Annotated in this window: 14 protein-coding genes, 4 tRNA genes and 1 other annotated feature; of the genes, 14 read left to right on the plus strand and 4 right to left on the minus strand. The window is 28.1% G+C overall.

From position 1 onward, the window contains the following. Positions 1–111: 111 nt before the first annotated feature. The 10 genes from AC2JAQ_RS16065 to AC2JAQ_RS16110 all read left to right on the plus strand — a co-directional run bounded on the left by AC2JAQ_RS16065 (position 112) and on the right by AC2JAQ_RS16110 (position 6,645). On the plus strand, positions 112–1,506 hold the full coding sequence (locus tag AC2JAQ_RS16065; protein ID WP_488457257.1) for an NAD(P)/FAD-dependent oxidoreductase: 1,395 nt from the start codon (positions 112–114) through the stop codon (positions 1,504–1,506). A gap of 13 nt (positions 1,507–1,519) precedes the next feature. Next, positions 1,520–1,753 carry a DUF1667 domain-containing protein gene (locus AC2JAQ_RS16070; protein ID WP_488457258.1) on the plus strand — a complete coding sequence of 78 codons (234 nt, stop codon included), beginning with the start codon at positions 1,520–1,522 and terminating at the stop codon, positions 1,751–1,753. Between the two features lie 57 nt (positions 1,754–1,810). Then, positions 1,811–2,015: a binding site (T-box leader), on the plus strand. Between the two features lie 85 nt (positions 2,016–2,100). Beyond that, a complete protein-coding gene (gene serS / locus AC2JAQ_RS16075) occupies positions 2,101–3,378 on the plus strand; it encodes a serine--tRNA ligase (RefSeq protein ID WP_488457259.1) in 1,278 nt (425 codons plus the stop codon). A 198-nt stretch (positions 3,379–3,576) separates the two neighbouring features. Then, the gene (locus AC2JAQ_RS16080; protein ID WP_488457260.1) at positions 3,577–4,320 is read left to right on the plus strand and encodes a hypothetical protein; all 744 of its coding nucleotides are present in this window, start codon (positions 3,577–3,579) and stop codon (positions 4,318–4,320) included. 98 nt (positions 4,321–4,418) lie between these two features. Further along, positions 4,419–4,509: transfer RNA gene (locus AC2JAQ_RS16085), tRNA-Ser, on the plus strand. 33 nt (positions 4,510–4,542) lie between these two features. Continuing rightward, a tRNA-Ser gene (locus AC2JAQ_RS16090) sits at positions 4,543–4,633 on the plus strand. Between the two features lie 363 nt (positions 4,634–4,996). Then, entirely contained in the window at positions 4,997–5,263 is a 267-nt protein-coding gene (locus AC2JAQ_RS16095) for a hypothetical protein (protein ID WP_488457261.1), read from the plus strand. 109 nt (positions 5,264–5,372) lie between these two features. Further along, positions 5,373–5,463 (plus strand) — tRNA-Ser (locus tag AC2JAQ_RS16100). A 5-nt stretch (positions 5,464–5,468) separates the two neighbouring features. Next, positions 5,469–5,559, plus strand: a tRNA-Ser gene (locus AC2JAQ_RS16105). Between the two features lie 204 nt (positions 5,560–5,763). Next, positions 5,764–6,645, plus strand: a complete 882-nt coding sequence (locus AC2JAQ_RS16110; RefSeq protein ID WP_488457262.1) for a metallophosphoesterase — start codon at positions 5,764–5,766, stop codon at positions 6,643–6,645. A gap of 88 nt (positions 6,646–6,733) precedes the next feature. Here AC2JAQ_RS16110 and AC2JAQ_RS16115 read toward each other — a convergent pair whose 3' ends face one another. Next, positions 6,734–6,898 (minus strand): hypothetical protein, encoded by a 165-nt coding sequence (locus tag AC2JAQ_RS16115; protein ID WP_488457263.1) that lies wholly within the window; start codon positions 6,896–6,898, stop codon positions 6,734–6,736. A 216-nt stretch (positions 6,899–7,114) separates the two neighbouring features. Here AC2JAQ_RS16115 and addB point away from each other — a divergent pair, with 216 nt between their 5' ends. Continuing rightward, positions 7,115–10,591, plus strand: a complete 3,477-nt coding sequence (addB, locus tag AC2JAQ_RS16120) for a helicase-exonuclease AddAB subunit AddB (RefSeq protein ID WP_488457264.1) — start codon at positions 7,115–7,117, stop codon at positions 10,589–10,591. After that, positions 10,581–14,402, plus strand: a complete 3,822-nt coding sequence (gene addA, locus AC2JAQ_RS16125; RefSeq protein WP_488457265.1) for a helicase-exonuclease AddAB subunit AddA — start codon at positions 10,581–10,583, stop codon at positions 14,400–14,402. Before addB ends, addA begins: the two co-directional genes overlap by 11 nt. Positions 14,403–14,536: 134 nt before the next feature. Here addA and AC2JAQ_RS16130 read toward each other — a convergent pair whose 3' ends face one another. Further along, positions 14,537–15,805: a CCA tRNA nucleotidyltransferase gene (locus AC2JAQ_RS16130; protein WP_488457266.1), complete on the minus strand. Its 1,269-nt coding sequence runs from the start codon at positions 15,803–15,805 to the stop codon at positions 14,537–14,539. Between the two features lie 139 nt (positions 15,806–15,944). On the opposite strand from AC2JAQ_RS16130, the gene AC2JAQ_RS16135 reads away from it, so the two are divergent. Then, positions 15,945–16,916 carry a 3'-5' exoribonuclease YhaM family protein gene (locus AC2JAQ_RS16135; protein ID WP_488457267.1) on the plus strand — a complete coding sequence of 324 codons (972 nt, stop codon included), beginning with the start codon at positions 15,945–15,947 and terminating at the stop codon, positions 16,914–16,916. Positions 16,917–16,945: 29 nt separating this feature from the next. On the opposite strand, the gene AC2JAQ_RS16140 is transcribed toward AC2JAQ_RS16135, so the two are convergent. After that, positions 16,946–18,106 (minus strand): L,D-transpeptidase, encoded by a 1,161-nt coding sequence (locus AC2JAQ_RS16140; RefSeq protein ID WP_488457268.1) that lies wholly within the window; start codon positions 18,104–18,106, stop codon positions 16,946–16,948. A gap of 231 nt (positions 18,107–18,337) precedes the next feature. Between AC2JAQ_RS16140 and pepT the strand changes: the two genes are divergently transcribed. Then, entirely contained in the window at positions 18,338–19,558 is a 1,221-nt protein-coding gene (gene pepT / locus AC2JAQ_RS16145) for a peptidase T (protein WP_488457269.1), read from the plus strand. A 71-nt stretch (positions 19,559–19,629) separates the two neighbouring features. Here pepT and AC2JAQ_RS16150 read toward each other — a convergent pair whose 3' ends face one another. Beyond that, on the minus strand, positions 19,630–20,505 hold the full coding sequence (locus tag AC2JAQ_RS16150) for a DegV family protein (protein WP_488457270.1): 876 nt from the start codon (positions 20,503–20,505) through the stop codon (positions 19,630–19,632). Between the last annotated feature and the right edge of the window lie 4 nt (positions 20,506–20,509).

A 20,509-nucleotide genomic window follows, 5' to 3' on the forward strand; every position in this document is an offset into this window, starting at 1 on the left:
GTTTAAACGCTCCTTTTTATATGTTTATAATTTTACTAATCTTCATAATAGTTTTGGGAATTTATGATATAATTTTTATTAGAATATATCTAAGAGCTAGGAGTGAAACATATGGATTATGATGTGTTGATATTAGGTGGAGGAATCATAGGATGCTCTGTTGCATATGAGTTATCAAAATATAACTTAAACATAGCTCTTATAGAGAAAGATTTTGATATTGCAGATGATGTTTCCTTTGTTAATACAGCAATTGTATATGATGGTTCTGAATGTAAGGATAATTTAATGGGTTATTTAGAGAATATGGGAAACATGATGTTACCTGAAATAACTAAAAAATTAAATGTTCCATTTAAAAGAGTAGGCCATTTAACTATAGCTGAAAATGATGAAACAGTTAGAATAATTGAAGAAAACTATAGAAGAGCTAAAGCTAGAGGTATAAATAATATTTACTTAGTTGATGAGAAAAGAGCAAGAGAAATAGAGCCTAATTATAAGGGTGAAATAAAAAAAGCTATGTACTCAGAAAATATAGCTGTTACAAGTCCATATGATTTGGCAATAGGATTTGCGGAAATAGCTTATGATAATGGAGTAAGCTTCAGACTAGAGGAAATAGTTTTAGATATCCAGAGTATAGCAAAAGGATTTAAGGTAACTACAAATAAAAATAAGTTTACTTGTAGATTTGTTATTAACACAACACCAGGTGAGCACTATACTATAGATCAAGATAAGGATTATGAGCAAAAAAATGCTTTAAAAACTTATTATTTATTATTAAATGATGAAATAAAAGAAAAAACATCAAATATAGTTGTTAAACTGAAAAATGAGGAAGAATTTATAATTCAAAAAAATACTGTTAATGGTGATACTTTAATTGGAATAAACTCAAATCATTCATTAGGTTTTATGAAATCCTTAAAAATAGCCAAAGAAATGATAAATAGCATTAGTAGAAAAAATGTTAAAGATATTTTTTATGATGATCATAGCAAGGATAGAATGATTATAGATGACAGTATGAAGAATAAAGGATATATAAAGGTTATGGGAAAACATTATGGAGAAGTTACCATAGCTCCTGCTGTATCAAAAATAATATGTGATGAAATAATTGATAAATTAAATTGTAGCTTAAATAAAAATTTTGTAGATAAAAGAAGAGAATTTTATCGTTTTAGAGAATTATCTGCTGAAGAGAGAAATGAGCTTATATCTTTAGATAAGAGATATGGAAAGATAGTATGTCTTTGCAATGGCATTAGTGAAGGAGAGATAGTAGACTGTATTAGACGTCCTTTAGGTGCAAGAACTGTTGAAGGTGTAAAGAGAAGAACAGGTGCTACCTTTGGAACTTGTCATGGAGCTTATTGTATAAGTAAAATAATAAATATATTAGCTAGAGAGCTTGATAAAAAGCCAACAGAAATAGTTGAGGATTCTAAAAACTCTAAGGTTCTAGCATCTAGAATTAAGGAGTTTGACAGAGTCTAAAGGGGTGTTTTTAATGCATAAAGATATATTTACTAGTGTTGTTAGAGTTAGAGGATCTAAAAAATATAACGTAGTACCTGTAAAAAGTAACAAACCAGTTGAGATATCTAAATGGATAGATTTTTCAAGTGTTTTAAGTAGATTATATGTTGGGGTGCCTACTAAAAGTGGAAATGTGGTTTGTAAGAATATAATGAATACAGGAGTAGACATTATATGTACAAAAAATCTACCAAAAGATAGTTAAGAATTGACAAAAGATAAATATTAAAGTATATTCTTTATATATTATGTTTAATTTAATATTAAACCTGTGAGCAGGCTAGTAATGTTATATATTGCTTTCAGAGAGCTAGTGGTTGGTGTGAACTAGTACAGTATTTTCATGAATCCACCTGTGAGGGACTGTGATGAGCAGTACGGAATTAACCGTTAAAGTTTTTAAGAGGATAGAATCTTTTTTGATTTTATCAATTAGGGTGGCAACGCGGAGTCTTTTCGTCCCTTTTTATAGGGAACGGGGCTCCTTTTTTATATATTTTTTTAGTTAAGTAAATTTTTTATATAAATAAAGTTCTTGAAAGGAGAATAGAAATGTTAGATTTAAAAAAAATAAGAAGCAATACTGAAGAAGTTAAAAAAGCTTTATCTAATAGAGGAGAAGATTTCGATGTAAATGTTATAGACGAAGTCATAGCTTTAGATGAAGAGAGAAGAAAAATATTAGTTGATGTTGAGGCTTTAAAAAAGCAAAGAAATGAAGTATCAGCTGAAATTCCAAAGAGAAAGAAAGCTGGAGAAGACGTTACTGAAGTAATGGCTGAAATGAGAGAAATAGGAGATAAAATAAAAGCTGATGATGCTAGAGTTGCTGAGTTAAATGATAAAATCAACTACATTATGCTAAGAATTCCTAATATACCAAACCCAGCTGTTCCAGAAGGAGAGACTGATGAGGATAATGTTGAAATAAAAAGATGGGGAGAACCTACTAAATTCAACTTCGAACCAAAAGCTCACTGGGATTTAGGAACTGATTTAGATCTTTTAGACTTCGAAAGAGGTGGAAAGGTTGCTGGATCAAGATTCACAGTTTATAAAGGAATGGGTGCTAGATTAGAAAGATCTATAATAAACTACTTCTTAGATAAACACACATTTGAAAACGGATATACTGAAGTATTACCTCCATACATGGTAAATAGAGATAGTATGACAGGTACAGGTCAGCTTCCAAAATTTGAAGAAGATGCTTTCAAGGTAGAAAACAATGGATATTTCTTAATACCGACAGCTGAAGTTCCTGTAACAAACATGTACAGAAATGAAACTTTAGATGGAGATAAACTTCCAATAAAACATGCTGCATATAGTGCTTGTTTCAGAGCAGAAGCTGGTTCAGCAGGAAGAGACACAAGAGGCCTTATAAGACAACACCAATTCAATAAAGTTGAGTTAGTTAAGTTCTGTAAACCAGAAAATAGTTATGAAGAGTTAGATAAATTAGTTAAAGATGCTGAATCTGTATTACAAGGTTTAGGATTACCATATAGAATAGTTAGAATATGTAAGGGTGATTTAGGATTCACAGCTGCATTAAAATATGACATAGAAGTTTGGATGCCAAGCTACAATAGATATGTTGAAATTTCAAGTTGTTCAAACTTTGAAGATTTCCAAGCTAGAAGAGCTAACATAAAATTCAAAAACTCTCCAAAAGAAAAACCACAATTCGTTCATACATTAAACGGATCAGGAGTAGCTATTGGAAGAACTGTAGCTGCTATATTAGAAAACTATCAACAAGAAGATGGCTCAGTAGTTATACCAGAAGCTTTAAAAGAATACATGAGATGTGACTTATTAAAATAATGTTTATTATTTAGAAAATTTAAGTGATTTAAATAAATTTATATAAAAACATAATATATGTCACTTTATAAAATTTAAATCTATAACATGAAATTTATAAAAACGGTATTTTCAATACCGTTTTTATTTTTATAGTATCAAAAAATTATTGATTAACATATTATAAATTAGGTTTAAATTAAAGTGAGGTGTACTATTATGGATAACTATAGATATAATTATGAAAATGAATACGATAAATATGAACAAGGATATCGTAAATGTAAAGATTGGGAAAAAGAAGACGATAGATGCAAAGAAGACTGGCGTAAATGTAAGAAGTCAGAATGTGAAAAAGAAGATAGATGTAAAGAAGAATGTTGCAAATGCAAAAAATCAAAATGCGAAAAAGAATGCGATAAACGTAAAGAAGAATGTTGCAAATGCTGTGAAAAAAAATGGGATAAATGTAAAGAAGAATGTTGTAAATGCTGCGAAAAAGAATGCGATAAATGTAAAGAAGAATGTCGCAAATGCTGTGAGAAAAAATGGGATAAATGTAAAGACGAGTGTCGTAAATGTAAAGAATCAGAGTGCGAAAAGGAAGACGATAAATGTAAACAAGACTGTGATAAATGTAAATGGTTAGAGAAAAAATCTGAAGAATTAACTAAAGAAGCTGCTAAACTTAATAAAGCTATTAAAGAAAAGGTTAAAAAAGCAAAAGAAGTTAGAAAAGAAATTGATGAATTAGAGAAAGAATTAAAATGTTTAATGAAGAAAGAAAAAGCTTTATTATGTGAAGTAATGGAATTAGATGAATTATTAGAAAGAACAGTTTGTGAGGCATTTAAGTATTTATATGCTACAATTGATTGTTATAAAGATTGTAAGGATAAAGATAAAGAGTGTTGTTGTAAATGCTGCTGTAAATGTAAACATGAAAGATATTGTGAAGATTAGTTAAATCAAATAAGAGATACTGATATAGTATCTCTTATTTTTTTTATAAAAAGTATTGACATAAACTTAAACAGTTGATATAATAATTAACGTACCGCGGAGAGATGGTCGAGTTGGTTTAAGGCACCGGTCTTGAAAACCGGCGTGCGTGTGAGCGTACCATGGGTTCGAATCCCATTCTCTCCGCCATTTTTTTTACAAAAAATAAAAATGGGATATTATGGAGAATTACTCAAGTGGCTGAAGAGGCTCCCCTGCTAAGGGAGTAGGTCGGGCAACCGGCGCCCGGGTTCAAATCCCGGATTCTCCGCCAAAGCATCTAGTTTTACTAGGTGCTTTTATTTATGTTTTAAAGTAGTGTTGATTTTTACATATAGCTACTCATTAAACCTAGATTTGAAGGTCTAATTAAAAATTAGCATTTACATAAAACATAGCATTTTGTATATATATAAAATATGATATTATTTTAAAATATAATTTACTTTATGTAGAATTTTAGATAAACTTTTTTATGGTAACAAAAGTTTTATTTTGTACTTTTAAGATAAAAAATTATTTAGTAATAACTTATAACAATTAAAATTATTAATATAAAATTTATACATAATATAATTTTGTTATTGGTTTAAAATGTATAATTTAAGTATATGAATTTTTATTGGGAGGAGATATTTTGAAAGGATCATCAGGGCCAGTTAGAGCTAAAAAACCTAAAAAATCAACAGCATACACACTATCTATATATTTAGGATGGAGTAGTATTTTTGCAGCGTTATATTTTTTTATGCTTGGATTACCTTTTTCAATTCCAGGAATTATTGCTGGGTACATAGCTTTTAAAAAGCATAATGAAAGTAAATTTCCTTTAATATTAAATATAATAGGATTTATATTAACAGTATTCACTTGGGTATTATTTATGAAAATACCTTTACAATAATCAATTATGTAATAAAAAGATACTATAATAATAAAAATAGTATCTTTTTTTATAAAAAAATAGTTGACATATAAATCAAAGATGATATAATAATAAATGTGTCAAGTATGGAGAGATGGTCGAGTTGGTTTAAGGCACCGGTCTTGAAAACCGGCGTGCGTGTGAGCGTACCATGGGTTCGAATCCCATTCTCTCCGCCACAAGTGGAGAATTACTCAAGTGGCTGAAGAGGCTCCCCTGCTAAGGGAGTAGGTCGGGCAACCGGCGCCCGGGTTCAAATCCCGGATTCTCCGCCAAAGCATCTAGTTTTACTAGATGCTTTTTTTATTTTACTTAATCTTTATTTTTTTTAGAAAAATCATATTCTCTAAGACATTCCTTAATTAATAACTTAAGTCTTTCATTATCTTAATTCAATAAATGCTTCATTAAATAAGAAGTATCTATTGCTTAATTAAGAACATAAGATATATATGAAGTAATATTATATGGAGTTATTAATGAGAGTTGAAAAATTAAATGAATTAAAAAATAATTCTAAAAGGATTACTTTTAATAATGATTCTAAAATAGTTTTTTTTAGTGACTGTCATAGAGGAGATGGAACATATAAGGATAGCTTAGCTCCTAACATTAACATATATCTAACAGCACTTAGATATTATTATAAAAATAAATTTACTTATATAGAAGTTGGAGATGGAGATGAGCTTTGGAAGTTTAAAAATCTGCAAGAAATATATGATATGAATCATGATGTATATGAAGTTTTAGATGATTTTAAAGAAAAAAAGAAACTTTATATGATATATGGAAATCATGATAAAGATAAAAGCAAAATAAAATTTTTAAGAAAAAGTAAGAAAAGAAATAGGAGAAATCACTCTGCTTGTGATTTTTATAGTACATTACCAATATATGAATCATTAGTTCTAATACATGAAGAAAGCAAGAGAGATTTCTTTATATTACATGGTCATCAAGTGGACTTTTTAAATAATGAATTGGCTTTTTTATCAAAATTTTTAGTTAGATATGTTTGGGCTATATTAGAGGCTTTTATGGGATTTAAAGATCCTATAAGTCCTGCTAAGAGTGATAATAAAAGAGATAAATTTGATGAAAAAATAATTAATTGGGCTGAAGAAAATAATACAAGAGTTGTTCTTGGTCATACTCATAAGACTTTATTTCCAAGAAGTAAGAGAGATTCAACATATTTTAATATAGGATGTTGTGTATTACCGAGAACTGTCACAGCTATCGAAGTTGAAAGGGGAGAAATTGCTCTTGTAAAGTGGACAATAAAAGTTGATCAAAAGGGTTCATTGTTTATTGGAAGGGATATTATCGGAGGACCCACTAAAATAGAAAATTATTAAAAAAAAACTCTAATGTTCTTGTGCATAACATTAGAGTTTTTATATTTTTTGTTGATAATTTTAATTTTTATATTAATAAGTCCGAATTTTAATTATTTTTTTTACCCTTAGCTTTTATTCTATCATGGTGTGCTTTTCTTTCTTTTTCTTCTCTTTCTTGCTTTTCAAGAAAACATGCCATTGGATTACCAAGGTTAGTTTCAATCTCAGATGTTGTATCCATTAATTTTTTGAAAGTATTGCTTATGTTCATTTAAAACACCCCTCTTAAACTAATAAAAATATTAGTTTATTAATAAAATTTAAAGATTTCACCATTATTATATAATGTATTGTAAACTATTTCTATAATAAAATGCATTATATATTTTTTTTATTATATTGCTATTTAAAACGCATAAATAAGTATAAAATGTTATTATAAGAGGTAATAATTTGGAAATATATAAATAAATTTCGAGGTGTGAACATGGGATTAAGAATCATATATGGAAGAGCCGGTACTGGTAAAAGTACTTTTTGTATAAATCAAATAAAAAAGAAAATAAATAATTCACCTGATAATAAATTAATTTTAATTGTTCCAGAGCAATTTACGTTTCAGACTGAAAATAGAATGTTAAAGTCTATAGGAGAAAAGTATGTATTAAATGCAGAAGTTCTTAGCTTTAAAAGACTTGCATATAAGGTTTTTAATGAGTGTGGAGGAGCAACAAGAAGTATCATGGATGATGCTGGAAAGAGTATGCTTATTTTTAAGGTTTTAGAAGATTTATCTGATGATATGACAGTTTTTAAAAATGCTTCTAGACAAAAAGGCTTTATAGATATAGCTTCAAAAACAATAACAGAATTCAAAAAATATAATGTAAATAATGAAGTTTTGGATTTAACACTAAGTCAGTTAGAAGATGAAAATCTTAAAATGAAAATGGAAGAATTAAAAGATATATTTAATGAGTTTAATTCAAAATTACACGAAAGTCATATAGACGGAGAAGATCAATTATTACTTTTAAATGAAAAATTAGATGGATGTTCTTTATATGATGGTGCAGAGATTTGGATAGATGAATTTACCACTTTTACTCCTAACCAATTAAGTGTAATAGGAAAGCTTTTAAAGAGAGCAAAGAATGTTAACATAACTTTAGCTCTTGATGAAATAAGTTCTGCCAAGGTGGAAAGTGATCTTTTTGCTGTTACAAAAAATACAGAAAGAAAATTAATGAAATTAATTCAAGATGAAGGAATAGCTTTTAGTGGATATATTGATTTAAATGAAGAAGTTCCATATAGATTTAAGGAAAATAAGGATTTACAGCATATAGAAAGACAGCTTTATGCATATCCATTTAAACAATATAGAGGTAAGAATGAAAGTTTACGACTTTATAGAGCAAATAATAATTATGATGAAGTGGAATTTGTAGCAAAAGATATATTAAGACTTGTTAGAGAAAAGAAATATAGATTTAAAGATATTTCTATAATATGTAGAGATGTTGATAGCTATGAAAAAGTTGTATCAGCAATTTTTGCTGAATATAAAATTCCATATTATATAGATAAAAAGATAGACATAGCAAGCAATCCTTTAATTATTTTTATAAATTCAGCCGTGGATATAATAAATAAAAATTGGACTTATGAAAATGTATTTAAATATCTTAAAACTGGTTTAATAAAAGAGTTTAGAGGAATTGAGGGTGCTGAACTTATTGATGAACTAGAAAACTATGTTTTAGCCTATGGAATAAAGGGTAAAAAGTGGATGGAAGAATGGATTAATTATAGTTCAAGTATTTTAAAAGAGGAAGAGATTTCTGAGGAAAATAAGCAAGTATTAAGTAGATTAAATGATATTAGAGAAACTATTGTTCAGCCTTTAGAAGAGTTTAATAATCAATGTAAAGGAAAGAAAACTTTAAAGGAGTTTGCTGTAAATTTATATGAATTTTTAGATTCTAAACTAGATATTATGGAGACAATAGATAGTTATGTTGAGTACTTTAAAGAGAAAGATATGATAATTAAAGCAAAGGAATATTCAGAGGTAAGAGATATTTTCATAGATGTTTTAGAACAGGCAGTAGATGTTTTAGGACATGAGATTATGGATTTAAATGAATTTATGAAAGTATTAAATATTGGATTATCTCAATATGAAATGGGATTGATTCCTGTAGCTTTAGATCAAGTAAATATAGGTGATATAAGTAGAATAAAAAGTAGAGGTGCAAAAGCCTTATATATTATTGGAGTAAATGATGGGGTACTTCCTTCAGCTAATAAAGAGGAAGGGATATTATCAGATAATGATAGGGAAATTTTACTTGATAAAGGAGTGGCATTAGCTTCTGATACAAGAACTAAAATATTTGAAGAACAGTTTTTAGTTTATACAGCATTTACTATAGCAGAAGAATACTTAGTTATAACTTATCCTTTAGCAGACTTTGAAGGCAAATCTCAGAGACCATCAATAATAATTCATAGGTTAAAAAAGATTCTTCCAAATGTAAAAGAAGAAAGTGAAGGGTTTAAATTAATAAGTGATAAATATGAGAAGGTTTCTGCTAAGATTCCTACTTTAAATGAACTTATGATAGCTATTAGAAAGAATTATGAAAATATTGAGATAGAGGATTACTGGAAGTATGTTTATGATTGGTATTTAAGTGAACCTAGGTGGAAAGAAAAAATAGAGTATGTTAAGAAAGGTCTTGAATACACAAATTTACCTAATAATATTTCAAAGGAAAAAGCTAAAAAAATTTATGAAGATAATAATAATAAAATTTCTTTAAGTGTTTCAAGGTTAGAGAGATATGCTCAGTGTCCTTTCGCTTATTATATACAATATGGTTTGAAAGCAAAGGATAGAAAGATATATGAGTTTACAGCTCCTGATTTAGGTAGTTTTATGCATGAGATATTAGATGAGTTTACTAATGAAGTTAAGGAACAAGGATTAAGATGGAGTGATTTAAGCCATGAGAACTGTAGAAATATAATAAATTCTTTAGTTGATAATCAAGTTAAGAACAATAAATCCTCAATATTAAATAGTTCAAAAAGATATTCTTACTTTACAGATAGATTTAAGAGAATCCTTACTAAATCAGTTATGGTTATTAGTGAACAAATTAAGAGAAGTGATTTTGAAATTTATAAAAATGAGTTAGCTTTTGGATTTACTAAGGATGTGAATTCCATAAAGATTGATCTTCCATCAGGAGAGAGTTTTTATCTAAATGGAAGAATAGATAGAGTTGATAAGCTTGATTTAGAGGGAGAAACATATTTAAGAATTATAGATTATAAAACTGGTTCAAAGAAATTTGACTTAAATCAGTTTTATAATGGGCTTCAAATGCAGCTTTTAGTTTATTTAGATGCTCTTATAAATAATTCTGAAAGTATAGTTGAAACGCAAGCTATGCCAGGTGCTATACTTTATTTTAAAATAGATGACCCTATCTTAAAGTCTAAAGGAGATTTAACAGAAGAAGAAATAAAAGAAGAAATATTAAAAGAATTAAAGTTAGAAGGTCTTCTATTAGATGATATAAGAGTTATTAAAGCCATGGATAATACTTTAGAGCCAGGAATGCACTCACTTATAATACCTGCTAATATGAAAAAGGCAGGAGATTTAGGTAAGAATAAAGCTTTAATAACAATGGAACAATTTGAGCTTTTAAGAAAATATGTTAATGAAAAAATGGTTGAGATATGCCAAAACATGATAGACGGTAAAATTGATATAGAACCATGCAAAGAAAATAAAAATATTGTGTGCGATTATTGTAATTACTCTCACATATGTCAATTTGATTCTAGTTTAGAAGATAACAGATATAAGGTTATTGCAAAGAAAAAAGAAGAGGATATATGGAAGAGTATAAATGAAAAAGTAGGTGGTGAAGTAAATGGGGACTAAATGGACTAAGGAACAAGAATTAGCTATAAATACAAGAAGATGTAACCTTTTAGTCGCAGCTGCGGCTGGTTCTGGGAAAACGGCTGTACTAGTTGAAAGAATAATAAAAATGATAACAGAAGGCGAAAACCCTGTTGATATAGATAAGTTATTAGTTGTTACATTTACTAATGCTGCTGCTTCTGAAATGAGGGAGAGAATAGGAGATGCCATATCTAAAGCTTTAGAGAAGGATCCTAGTTCTGAAATACTTCAGAGACAATTAGCACTTTTAAATAGAGCAAGTATAACAACTATGCATTCTTTTTGTTTAGATGTTATAAAAAATAATTTTCATTTAATAGATTTAGATCCTGGTTTCAGGATTGGAGACCAAACTGAATGTGAACTTATAAAGCAAGATATTTTAGCTGATCTTTTTGAAGATATGTATGCTAAAGATGATAAATGTTTTAAAGATTTAGTTGAAGCTTATGGTGGAAGTAAAAGTGATGATAATTTAAACAGTATAATATTAAAATTTTATAATTTCATAATGAGTGGTCCTTGGCCAGAGAAGTGGTTAAATGAAAAAGTAGAGGAATTTAATATAAGCTCAGTAAATGAGCTTGAAAATAAAAAGTGGGTAGAAGTATTAAAAGAAAGTATAAATTTAGATCTAAACAATGCTTACTCAATGCTTATTCAGGCTAGAGACATAGCTGAAATGGGCGGAGGTCTTGATCCTTATTTAGTAAACATATATCCAGAAATAATTCAAGTTGAAGAGCTTAAATTAGCTTTAAAAGATGGTATAGTACCATTTTATAATAAACTTGTAGAAACAGCTTTTGGAAGATTAAAATCTGTAAGAAAAGCTAGTGTTGATGATGAAAAAGCATTAATAAAAACTAAAAATCTTAGGGATGATAGTAAAAAAATAATAGAAAATTTAAGGGATAAAGTTTTTGAAACTTCTTTAGAGGAAGCTGTTTTAGGAATGCAAAAAATGTATCCTTTAATGAGATGTTTAAGTGATTTAGTAATTGAATTTTCTAATAGATATAGAGATAAAAAAAGAGAAAAGGATATTTTAGACTTTAATGACCTTGAGCATCTTTGTTTAGAAATTTTAATAGATAAAGATGAAGAGGAAAATATAAAGCCTTCTCAAGTTTCATTAGAATTTAGAGAGAAATTTGAAGAAGTTTTAGTTGATGAATACCAAGATAGTAACACAATTCAAGAAACTATTGTAGGAATGGTATCAAGAAGAGATGTGGATAATCCTAATGTATTCATGGTTGGTGATGTTAAACAAAGTATATATAAGTTTAGACAGGCAAATCCAGAGCTTTTCTTAGATAAGTATATTAATTATAGTGAGGAAGAATCTCCAAATAAAAAAATTATGCTTTATAAAAACTTTAGAAGTAGAGTAGAGGTTATAAATGGAGTAAACTATATATTTAAAACTCTAATGAGCAATACTGTAGGTGAGCTTGAGTATGATGAAAAAGAAGCTTTAAACTTAGGAGCTAGTTATGGTGAAATAAATGAAGAAAATGTGGAAGTTGAGTACATTGAGGAAATAGATAACTTAAAGGTTGCAGGAGATATTGAATTAAATATATTAAATAAAGCAGGAAGTTTAGAAGATAATAAAGAATTTGGTGATGAAGAGAGTCAAAGCGAGGAAGAAGAGGATTTAGATAGCATACAACTAGAGGCTAGAATAGTTGGTAAAAAGATTAAAGAGTTAATGAGTCCTAATGATGGTAGAACTTATATGGTTTTCGATAAGGATTTAGGAAAGTATAGAAGAATTAAATATAAGGATATTGTAATTCTACTTAGAGCCACTAAAAACTGGGCTGAAACTTTCGTAGATGAGTTGGGAACTGAAGGGATTCCTATTTATGCTGATACAGGAACAGGATATTTTCAAACTATAGAGATAAGAACTATAATGGCATTGCTTCACATAATAGATAATCCGATGCAAGATATTTATATATTGTCAGCCTTACGTTCACCTATATTTTCATTTACATCTGATGAATTTGCTGATTTAAGATTATTAAATAAGGATAAATATTTCTTTGAGATTATAAAAGAGGTTGTTGAAGAAAATTATGATGGAGCCATTTCAGAGGAATTAAAGAATAAATGCAAATATTTCTTGGAATATTTAAATAAATGGAGAGAAAAGGCTGCTTATATGCCGATAGATGAATTTATTTGGTTCTTATATTCTGATACCTCTTATTATGGATATGTCGGAACAATGCCAAATGGGGTTCAACGTCAGGCAAATTTAAGGATATTATTCCAAAGAGCTAAGCAGTATGAATCTACAAGTTTTAAAGGATTATTTAACTTTATAAACTTTATAAATAAGCTTAAGAGATCCTCTGGAGATATGGGAAGTGCTAAAATTCTTGGTGAAAATGAAGATGTTGTAAGAATAATGAGCATTCACAAGAGTAAAGGGCTAGAATTCCCAGTTGTTATACTAGGGGGAACTGGAAAGCAATTTAATAAAATGGACTTAAGAGAAGATATACTTCTTCATGAAACTTTAGGAATAGGAACAAACTGCATAGATGTTAAAAAGAGAATAAAGTATGATACTCTTCAAAAACATGCTATAAAGAAAAAATGTGAATTAGAAGTTTTATCAGAGGAAATGAGAATTTTATATGTTGCCTTCACAAGAGCAAAGGAAAAGTTGATTATAACTGGTGCTGTATCGGATTTAGAGAAATCCTGTGAAAAATGGTGTAAGGCAGGAGCTTCATCTGAAACAACTAGAATAAATCCTGGTAATGTCTTAAAAGGAAAGAGTTATTTAGATTGGATTGGTATGGCATTATCTAAACATAAGGATGGTGACGCTATAAGGAATATAGGGGATGGAGATATTATAATAAATTCAGAGGATAATTCAAGCTGGAAGTTTAGAAGCTGGGAAAAAGGTGAACTTTTAGGTAGCAATGAAAGTAAGGTTGAGAAAAATAATATTGATGCCTTTGAAAGTGGTAGTTGGATAGAATCCAAGAAAGATATAAAAGAAGTTATAGAAATAAGAAATAGATTAGACTTTAAATATAAATATATAGAATCATGTAGTATGCCTTCAAATATTTCTGTAACTGAATTAAAGAGAGCTCATCAAGAAGAAGATTTTATGGAAGAGAGTTATAACATTATTGATAATGACAGTAATGAAGAAAATAAAAAGGAAAAAATAAAAAGAAAGCCAAAGTTCATGGAAGAAAAACAAGAAGAGTTTTCAGCTGCTAAAAAAGGAACTATAACTCATTTTGTAATGCAACACATTGATTTAGATAAGGTAACTTATATAGATGAAATAAAAAAAGAGGTTGAGGAAATGGTTCAAAAAGAACTTTTAACTGAAGAAGAAGGAAAGGTAGTGAATGTATTTAAAATACAAAAATTCTTTAAGAGTGATTTAGGAAAAAGAATGCTACATGCTTATAAATCAGGGAAAAAAGTTTATAGAGAATTACCTTTTATAACTGAAATACCAAGTACAATTATAGAAAAAAATCTTGATCCTAAAGTTTATAGTAATGAAAAAGTTAGATTACAGGGTATAATAGATGCCTTCTTCGAAGAAGATGACGGATATGTTCTTTTAGACTATAAGACAGATTACATTAAAGAAGGGGAAGAAGAAGAGTTTATAAATAAATATAGAATCCAAATAGAATTATATGAAAAAACTTTAAATAAAATTTTAGGAGAAGATGTTAAAGAATCTTATTTATATTCTTTCTATCTTGAAAAAGAATTAAAAATAAAATAATTTTATTTAATAAGCAGAGAAAATATTCTCTGCTTATTTTATTTCTACACATAATTTGTTAAGTAATAAGTTTTAAAAATCAACATATTATTTATAAGTTTTATTATTTTAAGTTTTGATACAGCATCTTTTTATTATCTATAAGAAGAAAATTGTTTACTAAGGTTTAATAAATTTTCTTTTGTATTTAATTCTGGTGTTTCTAGCACATTTTCAAGAAGAAAATTTAATGTAATACCTATATTCTTTCCAGGTTTATAGTTAAGTTCGGTAATTAAGTCATTACCTGTTATGGCTAAATCCTTGATAAATATAGGTTCTTTTGAATCTAGTATATCAGAAATTCTATCTTTTAAAATATCTATATACTCAGTATCATATTCATCCATATAAGTTAAATAAGCTTTTATTAACTCTAGTAAATCAAAAATATTCTCAGTTCCTACTGAGTTTATAAGTAACTTAAGTTTTTTTCTTGTCATATTAGATGAAATCATATTTATATTTTCTACTAGATTACATGTACTATTTATGGTGCTATTATCATATTTAAGTTTCTTTAAAATTGTTCTGCATTTATCAACTGCATTTTCAGAATTATAAACTTTATGAAATAAACCTGCTAATCTTACATGAAGTTTTTTAGGAAGTGAATTTAATAATCCATAAGTATCATGAATATCATCATATGCATCATAACAATTTATTAGTTTTAAATCATTAAATTCTTTAACTAATAAATCAGCAAAACTAAGTTTTCTAAGAAGCATAAGTCCTCTGTCAGGATTATTACTTAGGATGATTTTAGTGAATTCACTTTGAATTCTTTCCATGCTTATATTTTTTATTAATTTAAAATTTCTTTTTATTGATTCAGCAGTTTCTTTTTCTATTTTAAAGTTTAATTGACAGCTAAATCTAATCGCCCTAAGCATTCTTAAAGCATCTTCAGAGAAACGTTTATCAGGTTCTCCTACACATTTTATTAATCTCTTTTTTAAATCGCCTTTTCCATCAAAATAATCTTTAAATCCTAAATAAGGGCTATATGCCATTGCGTTTATAGTAAAATCTCTTCTAGATAAATCTTCTTCTATGTTAGAAACGAACTTTACATCTTTAGGTTTTCTATTGTCTAGGTACTCACCATCGACTCTATATGTAGTTACCTCATAAGGAGTTTTATCTATTAAAACTGTTACAGTTCCATGCTTTATGCCAGTAGGAATTGTTTTATCAAAAAGTTCTTCTATTTTTTCAGGCAATGCATTAGTTGTAATATCATAATCTTGTGGACGTTTATTCAATAATGAATCTCTTACGCAACCACCAACTATAAAGGCTTCAAAATTATTGGTGTTAAACTTATCTAAGATATATTGAACATTATTGGGTAAATTCATTAACTAGCCACCTCCATATAAGTTATTTTATCAATTAATATAAATTTTAGCTATAAATAAGAAGTTTATTTGTTTACAAAATTTAATAATATGCAATAATTAAAATAGAGATTATTAAAATGAAAGAAAGGATAGACTTATGGAAATACCGGTAAAAAAAATAGGTGAATTCGTTAAAGGAGAAAGAGTCGAAGGTTTTTTTCTTTTAAAATCAATTACTTTAAAGACTACTAATTCAGGTGGGAAAAAGTATTTAGATTTAGTTCTAAGTGATAAAACTGGGGATATATTAGGTAAAGTATGGGAGATAAAACCTGAGCATGAAGAGTTAAAATGCAATACTGTTGTTAAGATGCGCGGAACTATAAATAGTTGGCAAGGAACACTTCAGTTTAAAGTAGAACATGCTAGAGAAGCTAATGAAGAAGATAATATAAATTTAGACGATTATGTTCAATGTGCACCATATACTAGTGATGAAATGATTAACACTATAAAATGTGTTGTTGATAATATGAATGATATAGACATAAAAAATATTCTTAATAGAATTTTAGAAATTAATGAGGATAAGCTTAAGTATTATCCAGCAGCGAAATCTAATCATCATTCAATAAAGGGAGGTCTCTTATATCACATAACAACTATGTTAAAGTTAGCTGAAAATATTTGTGATATATATGATTTCTTAAATAAAGATTTGGTTTATGCAGGGGTAATACTTCATGACATGGCTAAAATAAAGGAAATGTCTTCTAATGAAATGGGAATAGTTGATGAATATACTTTAGAGGGAACTTTGCTTGGACACATTACCCAAGGAATAAAAGAAATTGAGGTAATAGGAAAAGAAGTGAATGCAGAGAGCAAAATTATAATGTTACTTCAACATATGGTGCTATCTCATCATTATGAGCCAGAATACGGAAGTCCTGTTAAGCCTCTTATACCAGAGGCAGAAATATTACACTATTTAGATGTAATGGATGCGAGAATGTATGATATGAAGAAGGCAATTAGTGAAACTAAAGTAAATGAATTCTCAGAAAGAATTTGGTCTTTAGATAGTAGAAGAATATATAATCATGGAATAAGTGAAAAAAATAATTAAAAAAACAGCTCTAAAAGAGCTGTTTTTTATTAGTATATTATTATTTTTGAGCCATTTTTTACATTATCATAAAGCCATTTAGAATCTTCAACAGCTAATCTTATGCATCCATGAGAGGATGGAACACCTAAAGTTGGATCAGATACTGTTGTTTGGTCTGAATCAAAAGGAATTGAATGGAATAAGTAATTTCCCATGAATTGAACATAATACTTTCCACCCTGACCGTATTTAGGTGAGAAAAACCATGGTGCTCTAGTTTGTACTGTAAATACTCCAACTGGTGTTTCTTTTCCTTCAATACCTGTTGAACAAAGGAAAGATTTTTCTAAGGACCAATTATTTTCTGAACCTTTATATACATAAGTCTTTTGTTCAGCAATATTAACAAAAACTAAATGATCAGTTTTACTACTAATATTAAATTGATTTATTGTATCTGAATTTAATTTTTTATAATATTCCATAACAGGAGCAGTTCTTTCTGTAGCCTTATCTATATTTTCTTGACTATAATTTTCAAGATGCTCTAATCTAAGTTTTTCTAATTCATCTTTTTTTGATTGTAATGTTGAATCTTCTGGTAAAGTTTCAAGCTGAGAATCTAAATACTCTATTCCTTTTGAATATTTTTCATTTGAAATATATTCATCTACAGTTTCTAAAATAGGTTTTCTTATTTCATTTAAGCATATATCTTCATAATCTAAAGCTTTAGGCTTTAGATCAGAAAGTTCATTAACACTTTTAAAGTAGTTTAAAGCTTCTAAAGACTTAGATTCATTTAATTTGGAAACTCCAATATCAAAATATTCCTTTGAGTTTTTAATTATGGGAATTGTATTTTTAAAGCCTGATATTTCTTCACTTAATACATTGAAAGAAAGTAAGTGATTTAATTGTTCCACTGCTACTTCTTCTGATATATCTCCAGAAGAAAAATCAGCTTTTATATCTGAGAACTTTTTTATTATTATGTCATCTGATGAATTAAGGAATGATTTTTTTAATAAAATATTTTTTGTTCCTTTATTAAAGTAATTTGAAGCTGTTTCATAATTATTTGATTCTAAAGCTTCACTAAATTCATTTAAATTATTTTTAAATGATATTGTAAAATAAGTTACAACTAATACTAATAATATTAATAATGTTGAACAGATTGTGATTAAAAGTTTTTGTTTTTTCATTTATGTACCCCTAAAAAATTAATATTTATATTTTAATAATAGACAATAATTTAAATAATAGACAATAATTTTCATATATGAAAAAAATATTAACAATAATCATTATATTACATTTTTGTCCTTTAAATAAGGACTATTGTATTTTTAATATTAAACAGTCATAATATTAGTATAAAGTGGCAGTTTTGCTAAAACGTTAACAATTTATTTTGTAATAAGGTGGTGTTGAGCATGAAAAAAGTTCATGAAAGATTTTTAGAATATGTAAAAGTTGATACTAAATCAGATGAAACAACAGGAGTAACTCCTAGTACAAAAGGGCAATTAGAGCTAGGAAAAATTCTTGCAGAGGAATTAAAAGAAATTGGAGTAGATGAAGTAAGAATAAGTGAAGAAGGATATGTATATGCTTCTTTAAACAGCAATTGTGATAAGGATATTCCTAAAATAGGATTTATTTCACACATGGATACTGCACCTGATATGAGTGGAAAAAATGTAAATCCTAAAATCATTGAAAACTATGATGGTAAAGATATAGAATTAGGAAATGGGTTTGTATTGTCACCAAGCTTTTCACCAGAACTTCCAATGTATAAAGGTCAAACTTTAATAACTACTGATGGATCAACTCTTTTAGGAGCTGACGATAAGGCTGGAATAGCTGAAATAATAACTGCTATCGAATATTTAGTAAATAATCCAGAAATAAAACATGGTGATATTAAAATAGCGTTCACTCCAGATGAGGAAATCGGAGAAGGAGCAGATCACTTCGATGTTAAAGGATTTGGCGCAGATTTTGCTTACACAATGGATGGAGGCAGAATAGGTGAATTAGAGTATGAAAACTTTAATGCTGCAGGAGCTAAGGTTGAAATCATAGGTAAAAACGTTCATCCAGGAAGTGCTAAAGGAAAGATGATTAACTCTATTTTAGTTGCTCATGAGTTTGTTTCTATGCTTCCTCTAGATGAAGTTCCAGAAAAAACTGAGGGATATGAAGGATTCTCATTCTTATTAGATATAAAAGGAGAAGTAGAAAAAACTACATTATCATTCATAATAAGAGATTTTGATAAAGAAGGCTTTAAAAATAGAAAAGCTAAATTTAATGAAATTGCTAGTGAACTAAATAAAAAATATGGTGAAGGTACAGTTAATGTAACTTTAAAAGATCAATACATGAATATGAAAGAAATGATAGAACCTAGAATGCACATTGTTGAGAGTGCTGAAAAGGCTATGAAAGAATGTGGAATTGAGCCAATTAAGAGTCCTATAAGAGGCGGTACTGATGGTGCTAGATTATCATTTATGGGATTACCAACACCAAATATATTTACTGGTGGAGAAAACTTCCATGGTAGATACGAATATATATCAATAAATTCAATGGAAAAAGCTGTTGAAGTAATACTAAACATAATAAAAATTTATGCAGAAAAATAAATTGAAATAAAAATGAACCTATAAATATATTGAGAGAATTTCTCGAAATATATTTATAGGTTTTGATTTTTTTAAGGTTCTTTTGTATCACCTAAGCAGAATAGGGCTAGTGTTCCTATACCAGTATGAGAACCTATAACTATTCCTATATAATCTATAACTATGTCTTTAACATTATATTTTTCTCTAATCATGTTTGCTAAAGTTTCTGCATCTTCAAGACAATCACTATGAGCAATAAAAATTGTTTGCTCTTCAGGATTTACAATATGCTTTTCAAGCTCTTGGAAAAGCATTTTTAAAGATTTTTTTCTTCCTTTAGCTTTTGCAAAATTATGAAGTTCTCCTGCATCATTTACATATAGCATTGGTTTTATGTTTAATAAACTACCAATAGCGGCTGCTGTAGAAGAGATTCTACCACCTCTTTTTAAATGATCTAGGTTATCTACTGTGAAATAGTGACATACTTTATTTTTATTTTCCTCTACCCAAGAGTAGATTTCATCTATAGATTTTCCATCCTTTTTCATTTGAGCAGCATAATAAACTATTAATCCTTGACCTAAGCAAGCAGCTCTAGTGTCAATTATTCTTATATCTGCATCAGGATATTTTTCTAAAAGTTCTTCACGAGCTATAAGTGAACTATTATATGTTCCACTTAAAGCAGATGAGAATGCTAAATATAGCACTGAGATTCCTTGTTTTATATACTCTTCAAAAGCTTCAACAAATCTAAATGAATTTATTTGACTTGTTGATGGCATGGCACCAGCTCTTAATTTATTATAAAAATCTTCATGAGTTAATTCTCCGTCAAAATTATCAACATATTCTTTATTATCAATATTACATATAAGTCCTAAATAGTTAATATCTAAATCTTTGACCATGCTCTTTGGAAGGTCTGCTGCTGAGTCAGTGAATATAACAAAATTTTTCAAAGCA

It is taken from the genome of Clostridium sp. LIBA-8553, from assembly GCF_057782465.1.

Coding starts and splice junctions, on each gene's coding strand:
- AC2JAQ_RS16065 (WP_488457257.1), top strand. CDS start 112: ATGGATTATGATGTGTTGATATTAGGTGGAGGAATCATAGGATGCTCT.
- AC2JAQ_RS16070 (WP_488457258.1), top strand. CDS start 1,520: ATGCATAAAGATATATTTACTAGTGTTGTTAGAGTTAGAGGATCTAAA.
- serS (WP_488457259.1), top strand. CDS start 2,101: ATGTTAGATTTAAAAAAAATAAGAAGCAATACTGAAGAAGTTAAAAAA.
- AC2JAQ_RS16080 (WP_488457260.1), top strand. CDS start 3,577: ATGGATAACTATAGATATAATTATGAAAATGAATACGATAAATATGAA.
- AC2JAQ_RS16110 (WP_488457262.1), top strand. CDS start 5,764: ATGAGAGTTGAAAAATTAAATGAATTAAAAAATAATTCTAAAAGGATT.
- AC2JAQ_RS16115 (WP_488457263.1), bottom strand. CDS start 6,898: ATGAACATAAGCAATACTTTCAAAAAATTAATGGATACAACATCTGAG.
- addB (WP_488457264.1), top strand. CDS start 7,115: ATGGGATTAAGAATCATATATGGAAGAGCCGGTACTGGTAAAAGTACT.
- addA (WP_488457265.1), top strand. CDS start 10,581: ATGGGGACTAAATGGACTAAGGAACAAGAATTAGCTATAAATACAAGA.
- AC2JAQ_RS16130 (WP_488457266.1), bottom strand. CDS start 15,805: ATGAATTTACCCAATAATGTTCAATATATCTTAGATAAGTTTAACACC.
- AC2JAQ_RS16135 (WP_488457267.1), top strand. CDS start 15,945: ATGGAAATACCGGTAAAAAAAATAGGTGAATTCGTTAAAGGAGAAAGA.
- AC2JAQ_RS16140 (WP_488457268.1), bottom strand. CDS start 18,106: ATGAAAAAACAAAAACTTTTAATCACAATCTGTTCAACATTATTAATA.
- pepT (WP_488457269.1), top strand. CDS start 18,338: ATGAAAAAAGTTCATGAAAGATTTTTAGAATATGTAAAAGTTGATACT.